Genomic DNA, 18784 nt, shown 5'->3' with positions numbered 1-18784 from the left:
TCGCTTTTAGATTTAAGAATAAGATAAATAATGACCAAATACCATTCGTCATCCAGCTATTTTATTTTTGAAGCAATTTTTGCCTCAATCATATTAAGCTTGATTGGATATACCTTATTCTCTGCAACCGCTTCAATATTTTTAAAGACAATTACCATATGCATCACATTGTTTATTTTGGCTTTAATTGGTTTATACCTAAGGAATATTGTGTTTAGCATTTTTTTTGAAGAGGCCGAAATAATAATAGACTATCATTTAAAAAAGCAAAAAACTAGATTGAAATATCCTGATTTAGTTGAAATTAAGTACATATCTGTTCAAAAATCCCCCGACATGAACAGGATATATTTCAAAACAATGAATGGTATAAAGTCCAAAAAGTTTCAAGCAATTACTATGAATGATGAATTTGTTGAATTTTATTCATGGCTGAAAACAAAAAATCCTAAAATCAAAATTTCGGTAACTCCACCAGACCATTATTTAAATGAAAAAATATTTGGTCCCAAATACAGAAAACATATTAAAGAAACATTATAATTACATCTTGACTCTTTGTTCTTTACTCTTGAATCTTGGTTCTACGAGCAAATCCTCACAAATCCAACATCTTTTAAAACGCAATTCGTACTTTTAATCCCCCACCAAATTTTTGGGTATCACTAATTGTTTATTGATCATTGTTAACTGAATAAAATGTCCGAGCAAAAACGACTGTTTCTTTTAGACGCCTACGCACTTATTTTTCGAGGCTATTACGCCCTAATAAAAAACCCACGAATCAACTCCAAGGGAATGGATACCTCAGCGATCATGGGGTTTGTAAATTCTCTTTTTGATGTAATCAAACGGGAACAGCCCGACCATTTGGCCGTGGCCTTCGATAAGGGAGGTAGCGTGGAACGTACCGAATTGTTCGAAGACTACAAAGCCAACCGGGATGAAACACCCGATGCCATCCGAATCGCCGTGCCCTATATCCAACAAATTCTGGAAGCCATGAAGATTCCCGTGGTAGAATTGGAGGGCTACGAGGCAGATGACCTTATCGGCACTTTGGCCAAGCAGGCCGAAAAAGAAAATTACAAAGTATTTATGGTTACGCCCGACAAGGATTTTGGGCAATTGGTGAGCGAAAATATTTTTATGTACCGTCCGGCCCGGATGGGCAACGGTATCGAAATTTGGGGAATCCCAGAGGTACAAAAACGCTTCGGGGTCAAGCGTCCCGAGCAAGTAATCGATTATTTGGGCATGATGGGCGATGCCAGTGACAATATCCCGGGATTACCTGGTGTGGGCGACAAAACGGCCAAAAAATTCTTGGAACAATTCGATTCCATGGAAGGTCTATTGGCCAACACCGACCAGCTCAAGGGCAAAATGAAAGAAAAAGTGGAGGAAAATGCCGAACTGGGACGTTTATCCCGAAAATTGGCAGAGATCAAGGTCGACTGTGACGTGCAGTTCCATGCCGAGGATTATGAAATGTGCCCTCCAGATGCCGAAAAGGTGCAAGAAATATTCGAAGAACTTGAATTCCGCAGGCTTAAGGACCAATTCATCAAACTATTTACGGAAGAAGCAGAAGCCAGCTCCCCGGCAACCAGCACTAAAACAGCCAAGCAAGAGGCCAATGTTGCCGGTAGTGGACAGTTTACGCTCTTTGGCGGCGATCCCTCGGAAGCCGCGGCGACCCTAAAGGATGTAAACAGTAGAAAAAACATCGGCGATGTATCTCACTTTTATCAAAATGTACAAAGCGGATTGGGCTTGGACCTATTTTTGGAAATGCTAATGAAGCAACCTTCCGTCTGTTTCGATACAGAGACCACTTCCCTTAATCCTTTGGAAGCTGAATTGGTGGGCATAGCTTTTAGCTGGTCCCCAGGCAAGGGTTTTTATGTTCCCTTTCCGGATAATGAGAACGATGCCCGACCTATGATCGAAAAACTACGTCCGTTTTTTGAATCGGAAAACATAGAAAAGGTGGGGCAAAATCTCAAGTACGATATCAAGGTAATGCAAAACTATGGCGTGGAGGTCAAGGGCAAGTTGTTCGATACCATGTTGGCCCACTACCTTATCAACCCCGATATGCGCCATAATATGGACGTACTGGCAGAAACTTACCTCAACTACACACCTATTTCCATAACCGAACTTATTGGCAAAAAAGGCAAGAACCAACTCAGTATGCGCGATGTTCCTTTGGAAAAGCAAACGGAATATGCCGTGGAAGATGCCGACATCACCTTTCAGTTGGGATTAAAATTTACTCCAGAGCTCAAAGAAGCACATACCGATAAATTGTTCGATGAGATAGAGATTCCTTTGCTCCGCGTATTGGCAGATATGGAACTGGAAGGTATCAATCTGGATAAAGATTATTTGAACGGCCTTTCGGAGCAATTGGACAAGGACATCAAAACACTGGAACAGAAAATTTATAAAGAAGCCGGCGAAGAATTCAATATTGCCTCCCCAAAACAGTTGGGAGAAATTCTTTTTGGTAAGTTAAAGTTGGTGGACAAACCAAAAAAGACCAAAACAGGTCAGTTTTCCACTTCGGAAGATGTACTTTCTTATTTGGCCAAGGACCATGAAATCATCCAAAATGTCCTGGACTACCGCGGATTGGCAAAACTAAAAAGCACCTATGTGGATGCGCTGCCCAACGAAGTCCAGCAAAAAACGGGTCGGGTGCATACCGATTATATGCAAACGGTGGCCGCAACGGGCCGTTTGAGCAGTAACAATCCGAACTTGCAAAACATCCCCATTCGCACCGAACGCGGACGACAAGTACGAAAAGCTTTTGTCCCTAAGGATGAAAACTATGTTTTGTTGGCAGCGGATTACTCCCAAATAGAATTGCGCATTATTGCAGCATTGAGCGAGGAGGACACCATGATCTCTGCCTTTATAAATGGGGAGGACATCCACGCATCCACGGCATCCAAGGTATTCAATGTGCCCATTGATGAAGTGACCCGCGAACAGCGTAGCAATGCAAAAACGGTGAACTTTGGGATTATTTACGGGGTTTCCGCCTTCGGATTGAGCAACCAAACCGATTTGAGCCGTACCGAGGCCAAAGAACTGATCGACACCTATTACAAGACCTATCCCAAATTGCGCAATTACATCAGCGAGCAGATTGATTTTGCGCGTGAGCATGGGTATGTGCAAACCGTATTGGGACGACGTCGCTATTTAAAGGATATTAATGCAGGTAACCAAGTGGTACGCGGGGCAGCGGAACGTAACGCCGTGAACGCTCCCATCCAAGGAAGTGCAGCGGATATTATTAAGATTGCAATGATCAACATCCATAAAAAGCTTTCCGAAGGAAAATACAAAACCAAGATGTTGTTACAGGTGCATGATGAATTGGTGTTCGATTGTTACAAACCTGAGTTAGAGGAAATGAAAGCACTCATTAAAACCGAAATGGAAAACGCCTATAAACTCTCCGTGCCGCTAGATGTGGAAGTGGGTATTGGCGAGAATTGGTTAGAGGCGCATTAGAGCATAGTCTTTTCCTTAAATATGGAATGGAGAATTAAAAAAATTTATGCTTTTGGGTTGTAAGTCTTATTCAATATTTAAGACAAAAACTTTCTACAAGACTTGCTTTCAGATTAAACTAAAATGAACCCCTCCAACCGCATCCTTCCCATTATCGTGCTATCGCAATTTTGCTGCACCTCGCTTTGGTTTGCGGGCAATGGGGTAATGGGCGATTTGGTATCCACCTTTGGGTTAAGTGAAAGCGCGGTAGGGCATTTGACCTCAACAGTACAATTTGGATTCATAGCCGGAACTTTGGTGTTTGCCATTTTATCGATTGCCGATCGGTTTTCGCCATCCAAAGTATTTTTTAGCTGCGCCGTTTTGGGAGCTTTGTTCAATTTGGGCATCATTTGGGACGAAAACGGACTGGCGAGCATCCTATCCTTTCGTTTTTTTACGGGATTCTTTCTTGCGGGTATCTACCCCGTAGGCATGAAGATAGCTGCAGATTATTACGAAAAAGGACTGGGTAAATCTTTGGGTTTTCTGGTCGGGGCTCTTGTGGTCGGCACAGGGTTTCCACATTTATTAAAAGAGATGACCCATACATTATCGTGGAAAACGGTGTTGGTGGCCACCTCAATCCTGGCCGTTTTGGGGGGCACTTTAATGGTAATTTTAGTTCCCAATGGCCCATTCCGAAAACCGGGTCAAAAAATCAACCTGTCCGCATTTCTAAAAGTGTTTCAAAACCGAAGCTTCCGCTCGGCAGCCTTCGGATATTTTGGTCACTGTTGGGAACTTTATACCTTTTGGGCCTTTGTTCCAATTATGTTGCAAACCTATACGATGGTTCACCCGAACGCTACCTTCAATATCCCCTTATTGTCGTTTTTAATTATTGCTATCGGTGGTTTGGCATGTGTATTGGGCGGCTATTTAGCACAAGTATTCGGAACTAAAAAGGTGGCATTTATGGCCCTGCTGCTTTCCTGTATTTGTTGCTTGATCTCTCCCTTGCTTTTTGTACAGGGTTCCGAAGTGGTTTTTGTTGCTTTTCTTCTTTTTTGGGGCATGGTGGTGATTGCAGACTCTCCCCTATTTTCCACCTTGGTGGCACAAAGTGCATTACCAGAAATAAAGGGAACGGCATTGACTATAGTAAACAGCATCGGTTTTGCCATTACCATCGCCAGCATTCTGCTACTCAATGAAATGCGAATCTGGACAAGTTCCAATATGGTTTATATGATGTTGGCCGCAGGTCCAATTTTGGGATTGATTGCCTTGTCATCAAAAAACAAAGCGATACTCTAACTATATTTTAAATTAAGTAATTTTCATTCCAATTATCTGGATTTTCATTCCCGACCAATGTAATGTGCAATGATAGAACTTCTATTTTTTACCGGAAAAACCTGCGGTGTCTGCAAGGCGCTAAAACCAAAACTGTTGGAAGCTGTACAGGGAAACTTTCCAAATGTGAATATTCGTGTAGTTGATGTGGAGGAAGAAGTTGAGTTTACAGGACAGTCCATGGTATTTACCCTGCCCGTTGTTATCATTAAAGTAGACGGCAGGGAAATGGCCCGCTTTGCCCGAAGTTTTGCAGTATATGAGGTGTTGGACAAACTAAAACGCCTTGGTGGGAAATAACACCCACACCCTAAAATTAAAACTTCAAAAATTAAAAAAGGCACCATATGGTGCCTTTTACTATCATTAACATAGCAATTCATCAATTACAAACACCATTGGCCAACCGTGGCTTTTGGCTTTTACTCCCAATAAACAAATCCGATAGCGGTTTAAAGTGTCGCTTCCACTGGTAGGGAGCAAAGTTGAACCACAGTTTAACTTCTGGCGCTTTGTTTTTTTCAATGGTCAATCCATTCTCGATCTCAAAATCCAAACGTTCGAACGTATTGGCCGATTCGGCCATACCATCCTCGTATACAAACCGGTTGCCCCACCCTGCCATATAAAAACGTAGGGCAATGTACTTGCCCTCGGGCAAGGAAACTACGCTTTTGGACCGTATAAAATTCCCGGAAGCCATACCTTTTAGGTCCACGGGGTTTTGTCCGGGAAAATCCATTATAAAATGTTCGTTTCCCTGTTCATCGATTGCCGAGAACCTGGTAATATTCAAGGTTATCTCCGACACCTTGAGTGCTGTGGCGGCCTCATTGCTTAAAATTAGATCGGCAATCTGCCCATTAACACCAAAATCAGCCTCCATTAACCCGGGAGTATAGAGTGGTATCGACCATATAGTAGGATAAAAATTCTGTGTTTTCATAGCTGTTGTACATACAATTATACAGGTACAAAGTTGCGATGGTTTAATTGATCCTACGTCCAATAAATTATCCTCTTTATATGCTGTGTTACCCCTAATTCTGTATTTTATGAAAATTTTTGTTAATATGGAACAACAAAATGATTATCAATCGATTCAATACTATCTTTCGGACAAATGAAGGTCAACTATATTTTTCTTCTGCTCGCACTCGTTGCCGAAATTATAGGTACCATTGGCGGTTTTGGCTCCTCGGTGTTTTTTGTTCCGTTGGGCAATTTTTATTTTGATTTTTATTCGGTCCTGGGCATGACCGCCATTTTCCATTTATCGAGCAACATCAGTAAAATTTTCTTGTTCAAAAAAGGGTTGGACAAAAAACTATTGCTCTATATTGGCGCTCCATCCGTTGTTTTTGTTATTATCGGTGGGTTTTTATCAAAAGTTGTGAATAGCGATGCCCTAGAAATAGTTCTGGGCATATTTTTGGTTGTCTTTAGCCTTCTTTTCCTTATCAAAAGTGAAATCATTATCCTGCCCAACAAAAAGAACTCCCTTATTGGAGGAGCGCTTTCAGGATTTTCTGCAGGGCTTTTGGGTACAGGTGGGGCCATCCGCGGATTGACCATGGCGGCCTTCAATTTGGAAAAAAGTGCCTTTATTGCTACCTCTGCGTTCATCGATTTTTTGATTGATTTCTCTCGGACCTTTGTATACTACAGCAACGGGTATATTGGAAAATTGGAATTGACCTATTTACCTTTTTTGTTCGCCATTGGGTTGGTGGGCACCTATTTGGGAAAAAAAGTTCTGAAGTACATACCACAAGATAAATTCCGTAAACTTAGTTTGATTTTTATTCTGATGATCGGTTTGGCCACAATAAGCACCTTGGCCATTGATCATTGGTTCTGATGTTCCTCATAATTCTCCCCAATACTGTCCAAAACTTTTAAAAAGATCTCAAACTCGGCAGGGTCTAAGTCCTTAAGTGCCAATTTTCGCAATTGAATTGCACTCGGCAGGGTCAGGTCCAATATTTTTTGTCCATTTTCGGTCAGTTCCAACTTAAAACGTTTTTGATCACCTTCAAAGCGGGCCTTGGAAATCCAACCTTTTTTCTCCAATCCTCCAATCACCCGTGATGTAGTAGCACGGTTTCGGAAATTTTCGTTGACAATATCGCGTTGACTTGCCTCTTCGCCCAATTCATGGATTTGATACAAAATTACCCACTGCTCAATGGTTATATTCACACCAAGCGCATCAAAAGTACGCAGATAGGCCTTTTGAATTTTTCGGAGCACCAAATCCAAATGGAACCCCATTCCATGTATTTCATCTATACGGTTCAGCAAAATTCCAAGAATGGTCGTAAAAATAAGGATTCGAAATTTCTTTACCTGAAATCGATAACAACAACTATAATTTTAACTCAAATTTCGGTCTACAAAATCGTTTTCGTATGTCAAAATGATTATTTTTGTTGTTAATGCAACAAAATAAAACTGAACAATAAAAAACATATCGAACATGGAAACATCCACACTTCCACTAGAAAACAACACTTCCGAAGATTTTATGCCCATTAACGGCACAGATTATATTGAACTATATGTAGGGAATTCCAAGCAAGCCGCCCATTACTACAAAACAGCATTCGGATTTCAATCCTATGCCCAAGCAGGTTTGGAAACCGGTTTGAAAGACCGTGAAAGTTATGTAGTGGTACAAGATAAGATCCGACTGGTACTTACTTCGCCCCTAAAAAGTGGCACGGAGATCGGTAAACATATCGACAAGCACGGCGATGGGGTAAAAGTGGTTGCCCTTTGGGTAGAAGATGCGACCATAGCTTACAACAATGCCATGGAAAGAGGTGCCACTTCCTACATGGAACCACGAACCGAAGAGGACAAAGACGGAAAAGTGGTTCGCTCCGGAATCTACACCTACGGTGAAACCGTTCACATTTTTGTGGAACGCAAGGATTACAATGGAACATTCCTTCCAGGTTTCAAAAAATGGGAAACCCCGGACTATAACCCAAAACCTACAGGGTTAAAATTTGTGGACCACATGGTTGGCAACGTTGGGTGGAACAAAATGAACCACTGGGTTAAATTTTATGAGGATGTACTGGGCTTTAAAAACATCCTATCCTTCGATGACAAGGACATATCCACGGAATATACCGCTTTGATGAGCAAGGTGATGAGCAATGGAAATGGAAGAATTAAATTCCCGATCAACGAACCCGCAGAGGGGCAGAAAAAATCGCAGGTCGAGGAATACTTGGATTTTTATGAAGACGAAGGTGTTCAGCACATTGCTGTGGCCACGGACGATATTATTAACACCGTTCGCGACCTAAAAAGCCGAGGCGTAGAATTTTTAAGGGTACCCGCCACCTACTACGATGCGGTTACCGATCGGGTCGGTGAGATCGATGAGGATATCGCCCCATTAAAGGAATTAGGTATTTTGGTAGACCGTGATGATGAAGGATATTTATTGCAGATCTTTACAAAACCTGTGGAACCCAGACCGACCATGTTCTTCGAAATTATCCAAAGAAAAGGTGCTCAATCGTTCGGAAAAGGTAACTTTAAAGCATTGTTCGAAGCTATTGAACGCGAGCAAGAGCTTAGAGGCACATTGCATTAATCAAATTTAAGGGATATGGGTTATGGGCTATTGTTTTTCAGGCCTATAACCCCATAACTTTAAAATAAAATAACTGTTTTAAAATGCCTATTTATCACAAACTCGGGAAAGTTCCCCAAAAGCGGCATACCCAATTCGAAAAACCGGATGGCAGCCTGTATTACGAGCAGCTTTTTGGCACTATTGGTTTTGATGGCATGTCTTCGCTATCCTATCATGTTCATCGTCCCACCCAAGTAAAAGAAATTGGTAAAGCACTGGACGTAAACCCAAAAATTGCGGTTGAAAAGAACATCACCAGTAGAAAGTTCATCGGTTTTGATGTTGCTCCTAAAGATGATTTTCTTGAGGCACGGGAACCACTTTTGGTAAACAATGACGTACATGTAGGTTTGGCCGCTCCGCGAAAATCGCTAACGGACTACTTCTATAAAAATGCCGACGCCGACGAAATGCTCTTTATCCACAAAGGGTCCGGAACATTAAAGACTTTTTTAGGAAATATTTCCTTTGAATATGGGGACTACCTGATCATCCCACGAGGAATGATCTATCAAATCGAGTTTGACACAGAAGATAACCGCATTTTATATGCAGAATCCTTCCATCCCATATACACCCCAAAACGATATCGCAATTGGTTCGGGCAATTATTGGAGCATTCACCCTTTTGCGAACGCGATTACAAATTGCCGCAAGACCTTCAAACTTTTGATGAAAAGGGAGAGTTTTTGATGAAAATCAAAAAACAGGGGATGTTGCACCAGCTAGTGTACGCCACACACCCTTTTGATGTAGTGGGTTGGGACGGATATAATTTCCCCTATGGCTTTTCGATCCATAATTTTGAGCCGATTACGGGACGTGTGCATCAACCGCCACCGGTGCACCAAACTTTTGAGACCAGTGCTTTTGTGGTTTGTTCGTTCTGTCCCAGGTTGTACGATTACCATCCTAAATCCATTCCGGCACCTTACAACCACTCTAATATAGATTCCGACGAAGTGCTCTATTACGTGGACGGAGATTTTATGAGTAGAACGGGCATCGGACCAGGGTATATTTCCCTGCATCCCGCAGGCATTCCCCACGGCCCACACCCAGGAACCTACGAAGCCAGTATCGGCAAAAAAGGTACCGAGGAACTGGCAGTGATGATAGACACCTTTAAACCCTTGCAAGTAACCAAAAACGCCCTCAAAATTGATGATGGCAAATATTATAAATCTTGGTTGGAATAATTTAGTAGTTAGACATTAGTTGCCAGTAATACGCAGAACACAAATCAAAACTAATATTTAACGAATGGATTTTTCAAAAGACTATAAAGAACTCGGAGAAATAATCGTAAAGAAATTACGCGATGAAAACTTTGAATACTATGAAAAAAATAGAGACTTTGGAAAATCTATGTCTGAAAAAGAATACTCTGAACTACCTAGAAATCCGAATTTAGCACCTGAATTTCAAAAATTAGAAGACGAACGATTTGAATTTTTTAACGGATTGAATGAAAGACAAATAGAAATCCTAAACCGACTTGTCCTGAATATTTTGGATTCGACTGCGTTTAATTTCTTGAGAGAAATTGAAGAAAACTTAAATGACAGTAAAAGTTTAGGGTTAACAATAAACGGACACCAAGTAGAGAACATAACGACTGAATTTTTATCTGGAACTTTGTTTGGAGAATACTTTTTATGGACTGAAAAGAATAGCAAATTTGGAGAGTTTCAGCAATAAGAATAAAGTACTACTGGCAACAATGTATAACCGCAATTACCGCATATTAACCCGTAACCGACGGTTATACGAGACCGATACTAGATAATAGAAACATAAAAATCAATCTAAACCAAGAATCTAAATTCTAACTACTCATATCTAAAAAATATGATCATAGATATACCCGAAAACTCAGATTTTTCGATTCACAATATTCCTTTTGGGATTTTTTCCACCCAAGACCGAAGTCCACGTATTGGTGTGGCCATTGGAGCGCATATCTTGGACTTGGCCGCTGTTGCCGAACTGGATGTGTTCGACTTTAATACAGCCCTATTGGAAAAAGACACTTTGAATGATTTTATTTCCCTTGGAAAGGAAATCACTACCCGTGTGCGCAAAAAAATCCAATATTGGCTAAAAGATGACGAATCCGTTTTGGCCGGAAAACCTGAACTCTTTGTAAAGCAATCCGAAGCCCAAATGCATATGCCGGTTTCTATAGGCGATTATACCGACTTTTATTCAAGCATGGAGCACGCCACCAATGTGGGCAAAATGTTCCGTGACCCAGAAAATGCCCTTTTGCCCAATTGGAAACATATTCCAGTGGGTTACCATGGCAGGGCAAGCTCCATTGTTGTAAGTGGGGTACCCATTCATAGACCTAAAGGCCAAACCATGCCCAAAGGCACGGAGACACCCGTTTTTGGCCCAACAAAACGCTTGGATTTTGAACTGGAAATGGGCTTTATATGCGGTAAGGAAACATCGATGGGCGAATCTATTTCCACAAAAGAGGCCGAGGATTATATTTTTGGCCTTGTCTTATTTAATGATTGGTCGGCGCGCGATATTCAAAAGTGGGAATATGTACCGTTGGGGCCCTTTTTAGCCAAGAATTTTGCCTCATCCATATCGCCTTGGGTAGTTCCCTTGGAAGCTTTGGAACCCTTCAAACTGGCAGGGCCCAAACAGGAACCCGAAGTATTGCCATATTTGCAATTTGAGGGCAACAAGAATTATGACATCAATCTAGAGGTTATCATCACACCGGAAAAAGGTGAAAAAACCACCGTTTGCTTTAGTAACTTTAAACATATGTACTGGAATATGCTGCAACAACTCGCACATCATACGGTAAATGGATGCAACATCAACATTGGGGATATAATGGCTTCGGGTACCATCTCCGGTATGGAAGAAAACAGTTTTGGTTCTATGCTGGAATTGTCGTGGGGAGGTACAAAACCCATCAAACTAAATGATGGAAGCGAACGAAAGTTTATCGAAGATGGTGACACTGTAACATTGAAAGGTTACGCCAAAAAAGACGATATAAGGGTAGGGTTTGGTGAAGTGACCACTAAAGTGCTCCCTGCGAAATAACTTTGGTAGCTGAACTGAGTCGAAGCTACTGAACGGTGACTTCGACCTCGCTCAGTCACCTTGATATAAAATGAATTAAGATTCCCGTTTTCACGGAAATTACAGAAAACCAAAATATGATCAAAACCATAGACCCAACTACCATACCCCAACCGGAACTATACAGTATACTATCGACAGCTGTGGCTCCAAGACCCATTTGCTTTGCCAGCACAGTTGATGCCGAAGGCAATGTGAACCTGAGTCCGTATAGTTTTTTCAACGTTTTTAGTTCAAATCCTCCCGTAATGGTGTTCTCGCCAACGCGAAGTGGCAGGGACAACTCTTTAAAACACACCCACCAAAATGTAATGGAAGTACCAGAAGTGGTGATCAATGTAGTGAACCATAAAATGGTGGAGCAGATGTCCCTTTCGAGCACAGCCTACGCCAAAGGGGTAAACGAATTTAGAAAGGCCGGATTTACCGAAATCCCCAGTGTAAAAGTTAAACCACCAAGAGTAGCCGAAGCCCCCGTTTCTTTTGAGTGCAGGGTATTGGAGGTGGTGGAATTAGGACAGATTCCCGGAGCCGGAAACTTGGTGATTGCACAAGTGGACATGATCCACATTAACGATGAATATTTAACAAATAACGTGTTGGATACCGAAAAACTCGATGTAGTGGGTCGTATGGGTGGCAATTGGTATATCCGAGCCATAAAAGAGTCCCTGTTCGAGGTTCCTAAACCTATCCGGTCCCAAGGTATTGGCGTGGATGCGCTCCCCAAAGGGATTCGCGAGAGCGATGTTCTAACAGGGAACAATTTAGGCCGTTTGGGGAATTTGGAAAGCGTTCCATCTTCGGATGAGATAAAAACCATCATAGCCAACGAAGGGGTGCAAAATGCCTCCAAAACTGAACTGCACACCTTGGCAAAAAAAGTATTGGAAGCGGGCAATACAAAAAATGCAATAGCTTATTTATTGTTTGCGGAAAGCCTATAAAGTTTACTAAATATGCTGAAAGATATTTCATCCATTTTCAAGGCCCATTTGGTGCCGAAAGAGGTTTATAAAGGTGGAAAAAACATTCCCCCGACCGATAAAAAAATATACAAACTATCCTCTAACGAAAACCCATTGGGAGCATCACCCAAAGCCGTTGCCGCGATGAAAATTGCTGCCGACACTATCGATATATATCCGGACCAGACCGATATTCGTTTACGGGAAGCCCTGGCAAAAGACTTTGACGGCCAATTGAGCGCCGACCAGTTTTTGTGCGGAAATAGTGGCTCTGAGGTTATAGATCTGCTGCTTCGTGCATTTATCAACGAAGGGGACGAAGTTATTTTTTCCAACCCCTGCTTTCTGCCTTACTCCGTTTTTTCCAGATGGTACGGCGCTAAGCAAGTAGATATTCCTTTGCTATCACCCAACTACGATTTGGATGTGGAGGGAATCTTGAATGCCATCAACGAAAAGACCAAGGTGATATTCCTGACCAGTCCCAATAATCCTACGGGCACTTATATTCCAAAACCGGTAATGGACGATTTTATCTCCCGTGTTCCCAAGAATATTATCGTCATTTTTGATGAGGTCTATAGACATTTTGCGGATGCGGAAGATTATGTGACCGCTTTGCCATACGTGTTGGAAGGCCACAATGTGATCGGGCTCAACAGTTTTTCCAAAACCTATGGTTTGGCCGGACAACGCATCGGGTATGGATACACCACACCCACCATTGCCAATTATGTGCGATTGATACACAAACCCTTTTTATTGCCCCTGACTTCCATTGAAGCTGCCATTGGAGCTTTGAACGATACCGAATTCATACAAAAAACAGTAGAAACCGTTTTGGATGGCAGAGCTTTTATTTCCAGAGCATTTGATGAATTAGGCATTAAATACTGGCCAAGCCAAGCTAACTTTTTTATCATAGACCCACCTCTGCCCGAGATGGAGTTTACCGATAAAATGATGAATGAGGGTATTATGGTACGACCGGTATCGCAGTTTGGCGCCCCAGGAAAAGTGCGCATTACCATAGGTAATCCTGAAGCAAATGGTGCTTTGGTGAAAGCTTTAACGAAGTTGATGGACACTTATAGTACAAACCGATAAGTAGCCTTCAGCAAAAAGATATTCTGTGGCTTTTGCCCAAAAATGTTATCGCCCAAGCTCGATAAAAGTCCTTCGGTAGGGTCTCCGCTCCTTGATACATCTTGAGACCACACCAAAAACATCTCCGATCCGGGAATATATTCCCACCGGATCACCAAATTGGAACGGAATTGCACAAAGGAAAAATCCGGGTCGCTGAAACTAAAATCGGTAACACCATCCAAATCTTCATCAATGGCATAATCACCATCGGTCAAAGAGGTTTGTTGGGCCGTGTACTGGATAAATCGATCTTCAAAAGTTTTGGCAATAGGGTCGGTAATATGCTTAAAGTTTGAATATCGGCCTCTGGAAATAAAAGGTTGCCCCCAATATTGAATGGTCAAATTGGGGTTTATGGTATAGTTCAAACGTACCGACATACTCAAAGTTCGCTGTCTGATCTCACCGTTCAGGTAACGCGGAGAACCGCCCACATCGTCAAAATTGTCAATAAACTGCAATTTATCACGATTTATCCTCAAAGAAGGGAATGCAGAAATACGCAGTGCATTAATGGGCTGATACACAAAACCACCTTCCATATAATAGGTCTTTATGGAATTGTCCAAGGCCTTTCTTCCATTATGGAAAAAAGAAAACCTGATTTTTTTCCTGGAATCGGTATTAATACTGTTCCAAAAATTTACCCAGGGAGACTGCCGTAGCCTTGGTCCGCCCCTTAGTGCAAAGTTGGAATATTCTATAGGAGCAAAATTGAATCCGATATTGGTATTCCAGTTACCCTTCCAGTTTTGCCATGTATTGGTATTGAACTGCAAGTAATTATGGTTTCCTTGAAAATCCCAGGCGGTCCAGTGGTTATAGTTGATACCCACGCGTCTAAAGGTACTATCGGGCTTTAAGGTCTGGTATCCGACCCATGTATAATGGCGAATATCATCCGACTGGCGCTGAAAGCCAATATCGTTGAGCTCCAGTTCGGGCGACCTCCATGTAGCACCAGATTCGAACCGCCAATGTCCATTGCCGACCTTTCCTATTTGTACATTACCTCCGGTACCTGTCAAAGATGTTCTTGTAGTATCCACTTGCACATGGTCTGCCCCCACCCTGTCGAACAAGTGCGTTATGGATCGTTGCGTATTGGCGATGGCCTCTTTACCTCCCTGAACATGACTCATGGTAAGGTTTCCACCTACATACCAATCCCGGTTTGCCCATTGATGTTTAAAGTCCAGGCCTCCTGTATAGGCAGCATCGTGCAGAAAATTGAGCTGTTCGGGCAAGTTTTCTCGGTTAGTGGCCGTAAAGATTCCTCCGATATAAGAATTTCTTTGGTTGAAATCCTTTTGAAGTCTTCCTACAAAATAATTGGTCAAAGGTTCCACCATTTCTTTTCTGGTATTTCCCTCGCCATTAATTATGGTGGCGTTTCTTCGCGAAGTAACACTCTCCAACACCCCGATTGCCCAACCATTTTTAGTTTTTCCACTAAATTTAGCGGCACCAATCATTGGAGTATTATCTGGTTGATCTACAAATTCTCCATCCGAGGTATCGGGATAGCCTTGTGGGCTTCTACCGATTCTTCGGGAGTAAAAAATATTATCGGAACCGAATGTGTTTCCCGCTTGGGACTGAGACACCCTAAAATCGAAGATGTTTTTGTTCTCGACAAAAAATGGGCGTCTCTCTTGGAAAAATATCTGAAACCCATCCAAGGCGATTGCCGACGGATCGGCATCTACTTGCCCAAAATCGGGATTAACCGTTAAATCCAAAGTAAGATCGTTGGTAATTCCAATTTTGGCATCCAGACCTGCGGTAATATCACTTTCGCTACCATCCCGAAACGGATTCCCCTCCTCGGCTTCATAAGTTTCCGTTTTTGCCACGGTATAGGGCTGGATTTCCAACTGTTTTTGGGGCTGTATATTCTTTAGCCCATGTAGTTCCCCAAACTCGCTCACCCAACCGGGTTGATCTATGGGCTTACGTTGCCACAGGGAACGTTCCTCGTCTCTAAAAAAGCGTCGAGTAGACTGAAAGCCCCATACCTGCTCTTCTGCTCTTCCAAATTTCAATTGGCTAAGAGGAATCCTCAATTCTGCCGTCCATCCTTCATCATCAACATGGGCTTTGGCATACCAAATAGGGTTCCAGCTCGGGTCCCAATTGTTACCGTTATTTGATATAAACTCATCACCCTTTACCCCTGCGGCGGTTATGGTAAAAGAAAAGGCAGTACGCTTATCAAAATAGCTGTCAATATTGAATTCTACCCAATCACCATCAAAACCATCCCTACGGGACAGCCTTTTTACGATCTTGTCCGGTTCACTATCATAACAACGAACACCTATATATAGGTTCTTGCTATCATATAAAATTTTAAATTTGGTCTGGTGCGAAGGCGGGGTGTTTTCATCGGGCTGAAATTCTATATAATCACCGCCCCATTCCACCAAGTCCCAAGCATCATCTTCTAAAATTCCATTAATGTCGGGTGCGGCATATTCGCCTAAACTTTGGGTAACATATCTTTTTTTGGCAACGACTTGGGTCGAGTCTTGTGCTAGAGAGTAATTGAGGAATAATAGGGCCAGGATTATTAGGACTTCATATCTCACTTGTTCGTTTTTTGGTTAGATTGATATGGTAAAGACACTATAAATCGGAATGCGTTACAGTTACCAATTTTTTTAATCTTTTTTTAACACCTTTCAAGATTATCTTACAGCCGTTTTCCACCCCTAAAGATTGAATTTGAAAAAAGTGGAAAAATATTCCCAATCAACCGTTTGTAATTCAATCTAATAATTGTACATTTGCAGCCCGTTAATCGGGATAGGTTATTTAAATCAATAATATTCGAGAAGTGGATACATTAAGTTATAAAACTATTTCCGCCAATAAATCTACTGTTGACAAGCAATGGTTATTGGTTGATGCTGAAGGACAGACCTTAGGAAGATTGGCGTCTAAAGTAGCCAAAATACTTAGAGGGAAATATAAGACCAACTTTACCCCCCATGTTGATTGTGGAGACAATGTTATCGTCATCAATGCAGAGAAAATCGACATGACAGGTAACAAATGGAACGATAAAGAATACCAAAGATACACTGGGTATCCAGGTGGACAACGTTCTGCTTCCGCACTAGAAGTATTGGAAAAACATCCTGAGCGCATTATCGAAAACTCCGTAAAAGGAATGCTTCCTAAAAATAAATTAGGAGCCGACCTGTTCAGAAACCTTAAGGTTTACGCAGGGGCGGAGCACGGACAAGAAGCGCAAAAACCAAAAGCTATAAACTTAAACGACTACAAATAATGGAAGTGGTTCATAAGATAGGTAGAAGAAAAACAGCTGTGGCCAGAGTATATGTTTCCGAAGGTTCAGGAAACATTACCATCAACAAAAGAGATCTTAACGATTACTTTACCACAGGTACATTGCAATACAAAGTAAAACAACCTTTTGCCTTAACAGAAACCGAAGGCAACTACGACGTAAAAGTAAATGTTTACGGCGGTGGTATCACAGGTCAGGCAGAGGCCGTTCGTTTGGCTTTGTCCAGAGCAATGTGCGAAATAGATGCAGAGAACAGAACTGTTCTTAAACCAGAAGGGTTATTAACAAGAGACCCAAGAATGGTGGAAAGGAAGAAATTCGGTCAGAAGAAAGCCCGTAAGAAATTCCAATTCTCCAAACGTTAATATACTTTGGGCCTTTGCCCATCTATATATAAGTTCATTGAAAACCCTGAAAGTGTACATATTTCAGGGTTAAATTTTTAACAAAGTTGTCGTTGTTCCAAAAGGAAAAACAAATCGACTTTTGGAAACTAGTTTAGCATCTAAATGGGCCGGGCGAACATTTTTTGTGACCACCAACCCATTGCTACTTACAACGGAACGTAAACTAAGTACAAAAATGGCAAGTAAAATTGAAGTAAAAGACTTACTGGAAGCAGGTGTGCATTTTGGACACCTAACAAGAAAGTGGAATCCGAACATGGCTCCGTACATCTACATGGAGCGAAATGGGATTCACGTAATCAACCTCTACAAAACAGTTGCAAAACTTGAGGAGGCCAACGAGGCCCTTAAAAAAATTGCAGCCTCAGGAAGAAAAATCCTTTTTGTAGCCACAAAAAAACAAGCAAAGGACATTGTAGCGGACAAAGTATCCAAGGTAAACATGCCTTACATCACAGAGAGATGGCCAGGTGGTATGTTGACCAACTTTGTAACCATTCGTAAAGCTGTTAAAAAGATGGCAGCTATCGACCGAATGAAGAAAGACGGTACATTCAACACCCTATCCAAAAAAGAAAGATTGCAGGTAGATCGTTTGCGTGCAAAATTGGAAAAGAACTTAGGTTCCATTGCCGATATGACACGTTTGCCAGGAGCCCTGTTTATCGTGGATACCATGCGTGAGCACATTGCCGTAAAAGAAGCCCAAAAATTGAACATTCCAATTTTTGCAATGGTAGATACCAACTCCGACCCACGTGATGTAGATTATGCCATCCCATCCAACGACGATGCCGGTAAATCCATTGAAGCTATCCTAGAGTCTGTTACAAAAGCCGTAGCAGAAGGATTGGAAGAGCGCAAGAGCGAGAAAAACAACGGTAAAGACAAGGAAGAGGACACCAACAAGGAAAATAAAGCCACCGAGGATAAACCTGCAAAAAAAGCTGAAGCCGCTCCAAAAGCTGAAGCTAAAGCGGACGACCTTACCAAAATTGAAGGTGTTGGACCAAAAGCCGCCGAAGCTTTGGCAGCAAGTGGTGTAAAATCCTATGCAGACCTAGCTGATGCAGACGCTGAAAAAATCAAGGAAATCTTGACCGAAGCTAGCTCAACTTTAGCTCACTTGGACCCAACTTCTTGGCCAAAACAAGCTAAAATGGCCGCCGATGGAAAATGGGACGAACTTAAAGAATGGCAAGACAGCGTAAAAGGCGGTGTTGAATAAACCCACTTATTTAACATTGTCCTAATCCAAAACACGGCAATAGTGTTTTACTTTATATAAAATTTAAAAAGAAAA

17 protein-coding genes are annotated in these 18784 nt (G+C 41.9%); 14 read left to right on the top strand and 3 right to left on the bottom strand.

Annotated elements, in window-relative coordinates; all coding sequences use genetic code 11:
• Positions 1 to 30 precede the first annotated feature (30 nt).
• The 4 genes from AB9K32_RS08190 to AB9K32_RS08175 all read left to right on the top strand — a co-directional run bounded on the left by AB9K32_RS08190 (position 31) and on the right by AB9K32_RS08175 (position 5175).
• Positions 31 to 543, top strand: coding sequence for a hypothetical protein (locus AB9K32_RS08190; RefSeq protein WP_369884898.1), 513 nt, complete (start codon positions 31 to 33; stop codon positions 541 to 543).
• 156 nt (positions 544 to 699) lie between these two features.
• Positions 700 to 3534: a DNA polymerase I gene (gene polA / locus AB9K32_RS08185; protein ID WP_369884897.1), complete on the top strand. Its 2835-nt coding sequence runs from the start codon at positions 700 to 702 to the stop codon at positions 3532 to 3534.
• 123 nt (positions 3535 to 3657) lie between these two features.
• Positions 3658 to 4836, top strand: coding sequence for a nitrate/nitrite transporter (locus AB9K32_RS08180; protein WP_369884896.1), 1179 nt, complete (start codon positions 3658 to 3660; stop codon positions 4834 to 4836).
• A 69-nt stretch (positions 4837 to 4905) separates the two neighbouring features.
• Positions 4906 to 5175, top strand: coding sequence for a thioredoxin family protein (locus AB9K32_RS08175; RefSeq protein ID WP_369884895.1), 270 nt, complete (start codon positions 4906 to 4908; stop codon positions 5173 to 5175).
• 82 nt (positions 5176 to 5257) lie between these two features.
• On the opposite strand, the gene AB9K32_RS08170 is transcribed toward AB9K32_RS08175, so the two are convergent.
• Positions 5258 to 5821, bottom strand: a complete 564-nt coding sequence (locus AB9K32_RS08170) for a hypothetical protein (RefSeq protein WP_369884894.1) — start codon at positions 5819 to 5821, stop codon at positions 5258 to 5260.
• A 177-nt stretch (positions 5822 to 5998) separates the two neighbouring features.
• On the opposite strand from AB9K32_RS08170, the gene AB9K32_RS08165 reads away from it, so the two are divergent.
• A complete protein-coding gene (locus tag AB9K32_RS08165) occupies positions 5999 to 6736 on the top strand; it encodes a sulfite exporter TauE/SafE family protein (RefSeq protein ID WP_224835503.1) in 738 nt (245 codons plus the stop codon).
• Here AB9K32_RS08165 and AB9K32_RS08160 read toward each other — a convergent pair.
• Positions 6724 to 7179 carry a MarR family winged helix-turn-helix transcriptional regulator gene (locus tag AB9K32_RS08160; RefSeq protein ID WP_369884893.1) on the bottom strand — a complete coding sequence of 152 codons (456 nt, stop codon included), beginning with the start codon at positions 7177 to 7179 and terminating at the stop codon, positions 6724 to 6726. The two genes, AB9K32_RS08165 and AB9K32_RS08160, sit on opposite strands and share 13 nt — an antisense overlap.
• Positions 7180 to 7354: 175 nt before the next feature.
• Between AB9K32_RS08160 and hppD the strand changes: the two genes are divergently transcribed.
• The 6 genes from hppD to AB9K32_RS08130 all read left to right on the top strand — a co-directional run bounded on the left by hppD (position 7355) and on the right by AB9K32_RS08130 (position 13716).
• Entirely contained in the window at positions 7355 to 8488 is a 1134-nt protein-coding gene (gene hppD / locus AB9K32_RS08155) for a 4-hydroxyphenylpyruvate dioxygenase (protein ID WP_224835505.1), read from the top strand.
• Between the two features lie 83 nt (positions 8489 to 8571).
• The gene (locus AB9K32_RS08150; protein ID WP_369884892.1) at positions 8572 to 9729 is read left to right on the top strand and encodes a homogentisate 1,2-dioxygenase; all 1158 of its coding nucleotides are present in this window, start codon (positions 8572 to 8574) and stop codon (positions 9727 to 9729) included.
• 64 nt (positions 9730 to 9793) lie between these two features.
• Positions 9794 to 10231 carry a hypothetical protein gene (locus AB9K32_RS08145; RefSeq protein WP_252078927.1) on the top strand — a complete coding sequence of 146 codons (438 nt, stop codon included), beginning with the start codon at positions 9794 to 9796 and terminating at the stop codon, positions 10229 to 10231.
• Between the two features lie 150 nt (positions 10232 to 10381).
• Positions 10382 to 11602 carry a fumarylacetoacetase gene (gene fahA, locus AB9K32_RS08140; RefSeq protein WP_369884891.1) on the top strand — a complete coding sequence of 407 codons (1221 nt, stop codon included), beginning with the start codon at positions 10382 to 10384 and terminating at the stop codon, positions 11600 to 11602.
• 116 nt (positions 11603 to 11718) lie between these two features.
• Positions 11719 to 12588 (top strand): flavin reductase family protein, encoded by an 870-nt coding sequence (locus AB9K32_RS08135; protein WP_252078925.1) that lies wholly within the window; start codon positions 11719 to 11721, stop codon positions 12586 to 12588.
• Positions 12589 to 12600: 12 nt separating this feature from the next.
• Positions 12601 to 13716, top strand: a complete 1116-nt coding sequence (locus AB9K32_RS08130) for a histidinol-phosphate transaminase (RefSeq protein ID WP_338193202.1) — start codon at positions 12601 to 12603, stop codon at positions 13714 to 13716.
• Here AB9K32_RS08130 and AB9K32_RS08125 read toward each other — a convergent pair.
• Complete coding sequence (locus AB9K32_RS08125) at positions 13698 to 16349, bottom strand: DUF5916 domain-containing protein (protein ID WP_369884890.1); 2652 nt, start codon at positions 16347 to 16349, stop codon at positions 13698 to 13700. The two genes, AB9K32_RS08130 and AB9K32_RS08125, sit on opposite strands and share 19 nt — an antisense overlap.
• 248 nt (positions 16350 to 16597) lie before the next feature.
• On the opposite strand from AB9K32_RS08125, the gene rplM reads away from it, so the two are divergent.
• From rplM to rpsB, 3 genes are all read left to right on the top strand, one after another.
• On the top strand, positions 16598 to 17053 hold the full coding sequence (gene rplM, locus AB9K32_RS08120) for a 50S ribosomal protein L13 (protein ID WP_224835511.1): 456 nt from the start codon (positions 16598 to 16600) through the stop codon (positions 17051 to 17053).
• On the top strand, positions 17053 to 17439 hold the full coding sequence (gene rpsI, locus AB9K32_RS08115; RefSeq protein ID WP_224835512.1) for a 30S ribosomal protein S9: 387 nt from the start codon (positions 17053 to 17055) through the stop codon (positions 17437 to 17439). The genes rplM and rpsI overlap by 1 nt, the downstream gene beginning before the upstream one ends.
• A gap of 217 nt (positions 17440 to 17656) precedes the next feature.
• Positions 17657 to 18709: a 30S ribosomal protein S2 gene (gene rpsB, locus AB9K32_RS08110; protein WP_338193198.1), complete on the top strand. Its 1053-nt coding sequence runs from the start codon at positions 17657 to 17659 to the stop codon at positions 18707 to 18709.
• Positions 18710 to 18784: the final 75 nt, after the last annotated feature.

Source organism: Allomuricauda sp. XS_ASV26, from assembly GCF_041224615.1.
GTDB classification, from domain to species: domain Bacteria; phylum Bacteroidota; class Bacteroidia; order Flavobacteriales; family Flavobacteriaceae; genus Flagellimonas; species Flagellimonas alginolytica.
Note: the sequence above shows the minus strand (reverse complement) of the source record. Positions and strands in the feature narration are given on the sequence as shown.

Excerpts from the sequence above, each read along its gene's own strand:
- rpsB (WP_338193198.1), top strand. The coding sequence starts at position 17,657 with ATGGCAAGTAAAATTGAAGTAAAAGACTTACTGGAAGCAGGTGTGCAT.
- AB9K32_RS08165 (WP_224835503.1), top strand. The coding sequence starts at position 5,999 with ATGAAGGTCAACTATATTTTTCTTCTGCTCGCACTCGTTGCCGAAATT.
- AB9K32_RS08170 (WP_369884894.1), bottom strand. The coding sequence starts at position 5,821 with ATGAAAACACAGAATTTTTATCCTACTATATGGTCGATACCACTCTAT.
- rpsI (WP_224835512.1), top strand. The coding sequence starts at position 17,053 with ATGGAAGTGGTTCATAAGATAGGTAGAAGAAAAACAGCTGTGGCCAGA.
- AB9K32_RS08175 (WP_369884895.1), top strand. The coding sequence starts at position 4,906 with ATGATAGAACTTCTATTTTTTACCGGAAAAACCTGCGGTGTCTGCAAG.
- AB9K32_RS08135 (WP_252078925.1), top strand. The coding sequence starts at position 11,719 with ATGATCAAAACCATAGACCCAACTACCATACCCCAACCGGAACTATAC.
- AB9K32_RS08150 (WP_369884892.1), top strand. The coding sequence starts at position 8,572 with ATGCCTATTTATCACAAACTCGGGAAAGTTCCCCAAAAGCGGCATACC.
- AB9K32_RS08180 (WP_369884896.1), top strand. The coding sequence starts at position 3,658 with ATGAACCCCTCCAACCGCATCCTTCCCATTATCGTGCTATCGCAATTT.
- hppD (WP_224835505.1), top strand. The coding sequence starts at position 7,355 with ATGGAAACATCCACACTTCCACTAGAAAACAACACTTCCGAAGATTTT.
- AB9K32_RS08145 (WP_252078927.1), top strand. The coding sequence starts at position 9,794 with ATGGATTTTTCAAAAGACTATAAAGAACTCGGAGAAATAATCGTAAAG.
- AB9K32_RS08130 (WP_338193202.1), top strand. The coding sequence starts at position 12,601 with ATGCTGAAAGATATTTCATCCATTTTCAAGGCCCATTTGGTGCCGAAA.
- polA (WP_369884897.1), top strand. The coding sequence starts at position 700 with ATGTCCGAGCAAAAACGACTGTTTCTTTTAGACGCCTACGCACTTATT.
- fahA (WP_369884891.1), top strand. The coding sequence starts at position 10,382 with ATGATCATAGATATACCCGAAAACTCAGATTTTTCGATTCACAATATT.
- AB9K32_RS08190 (WP_369884898.1), top strand. The coding sequence starts at position 31 with ATGACCAAATACCATTCGTCATCCAGCTATTTTATTTTTGAAGCAATT.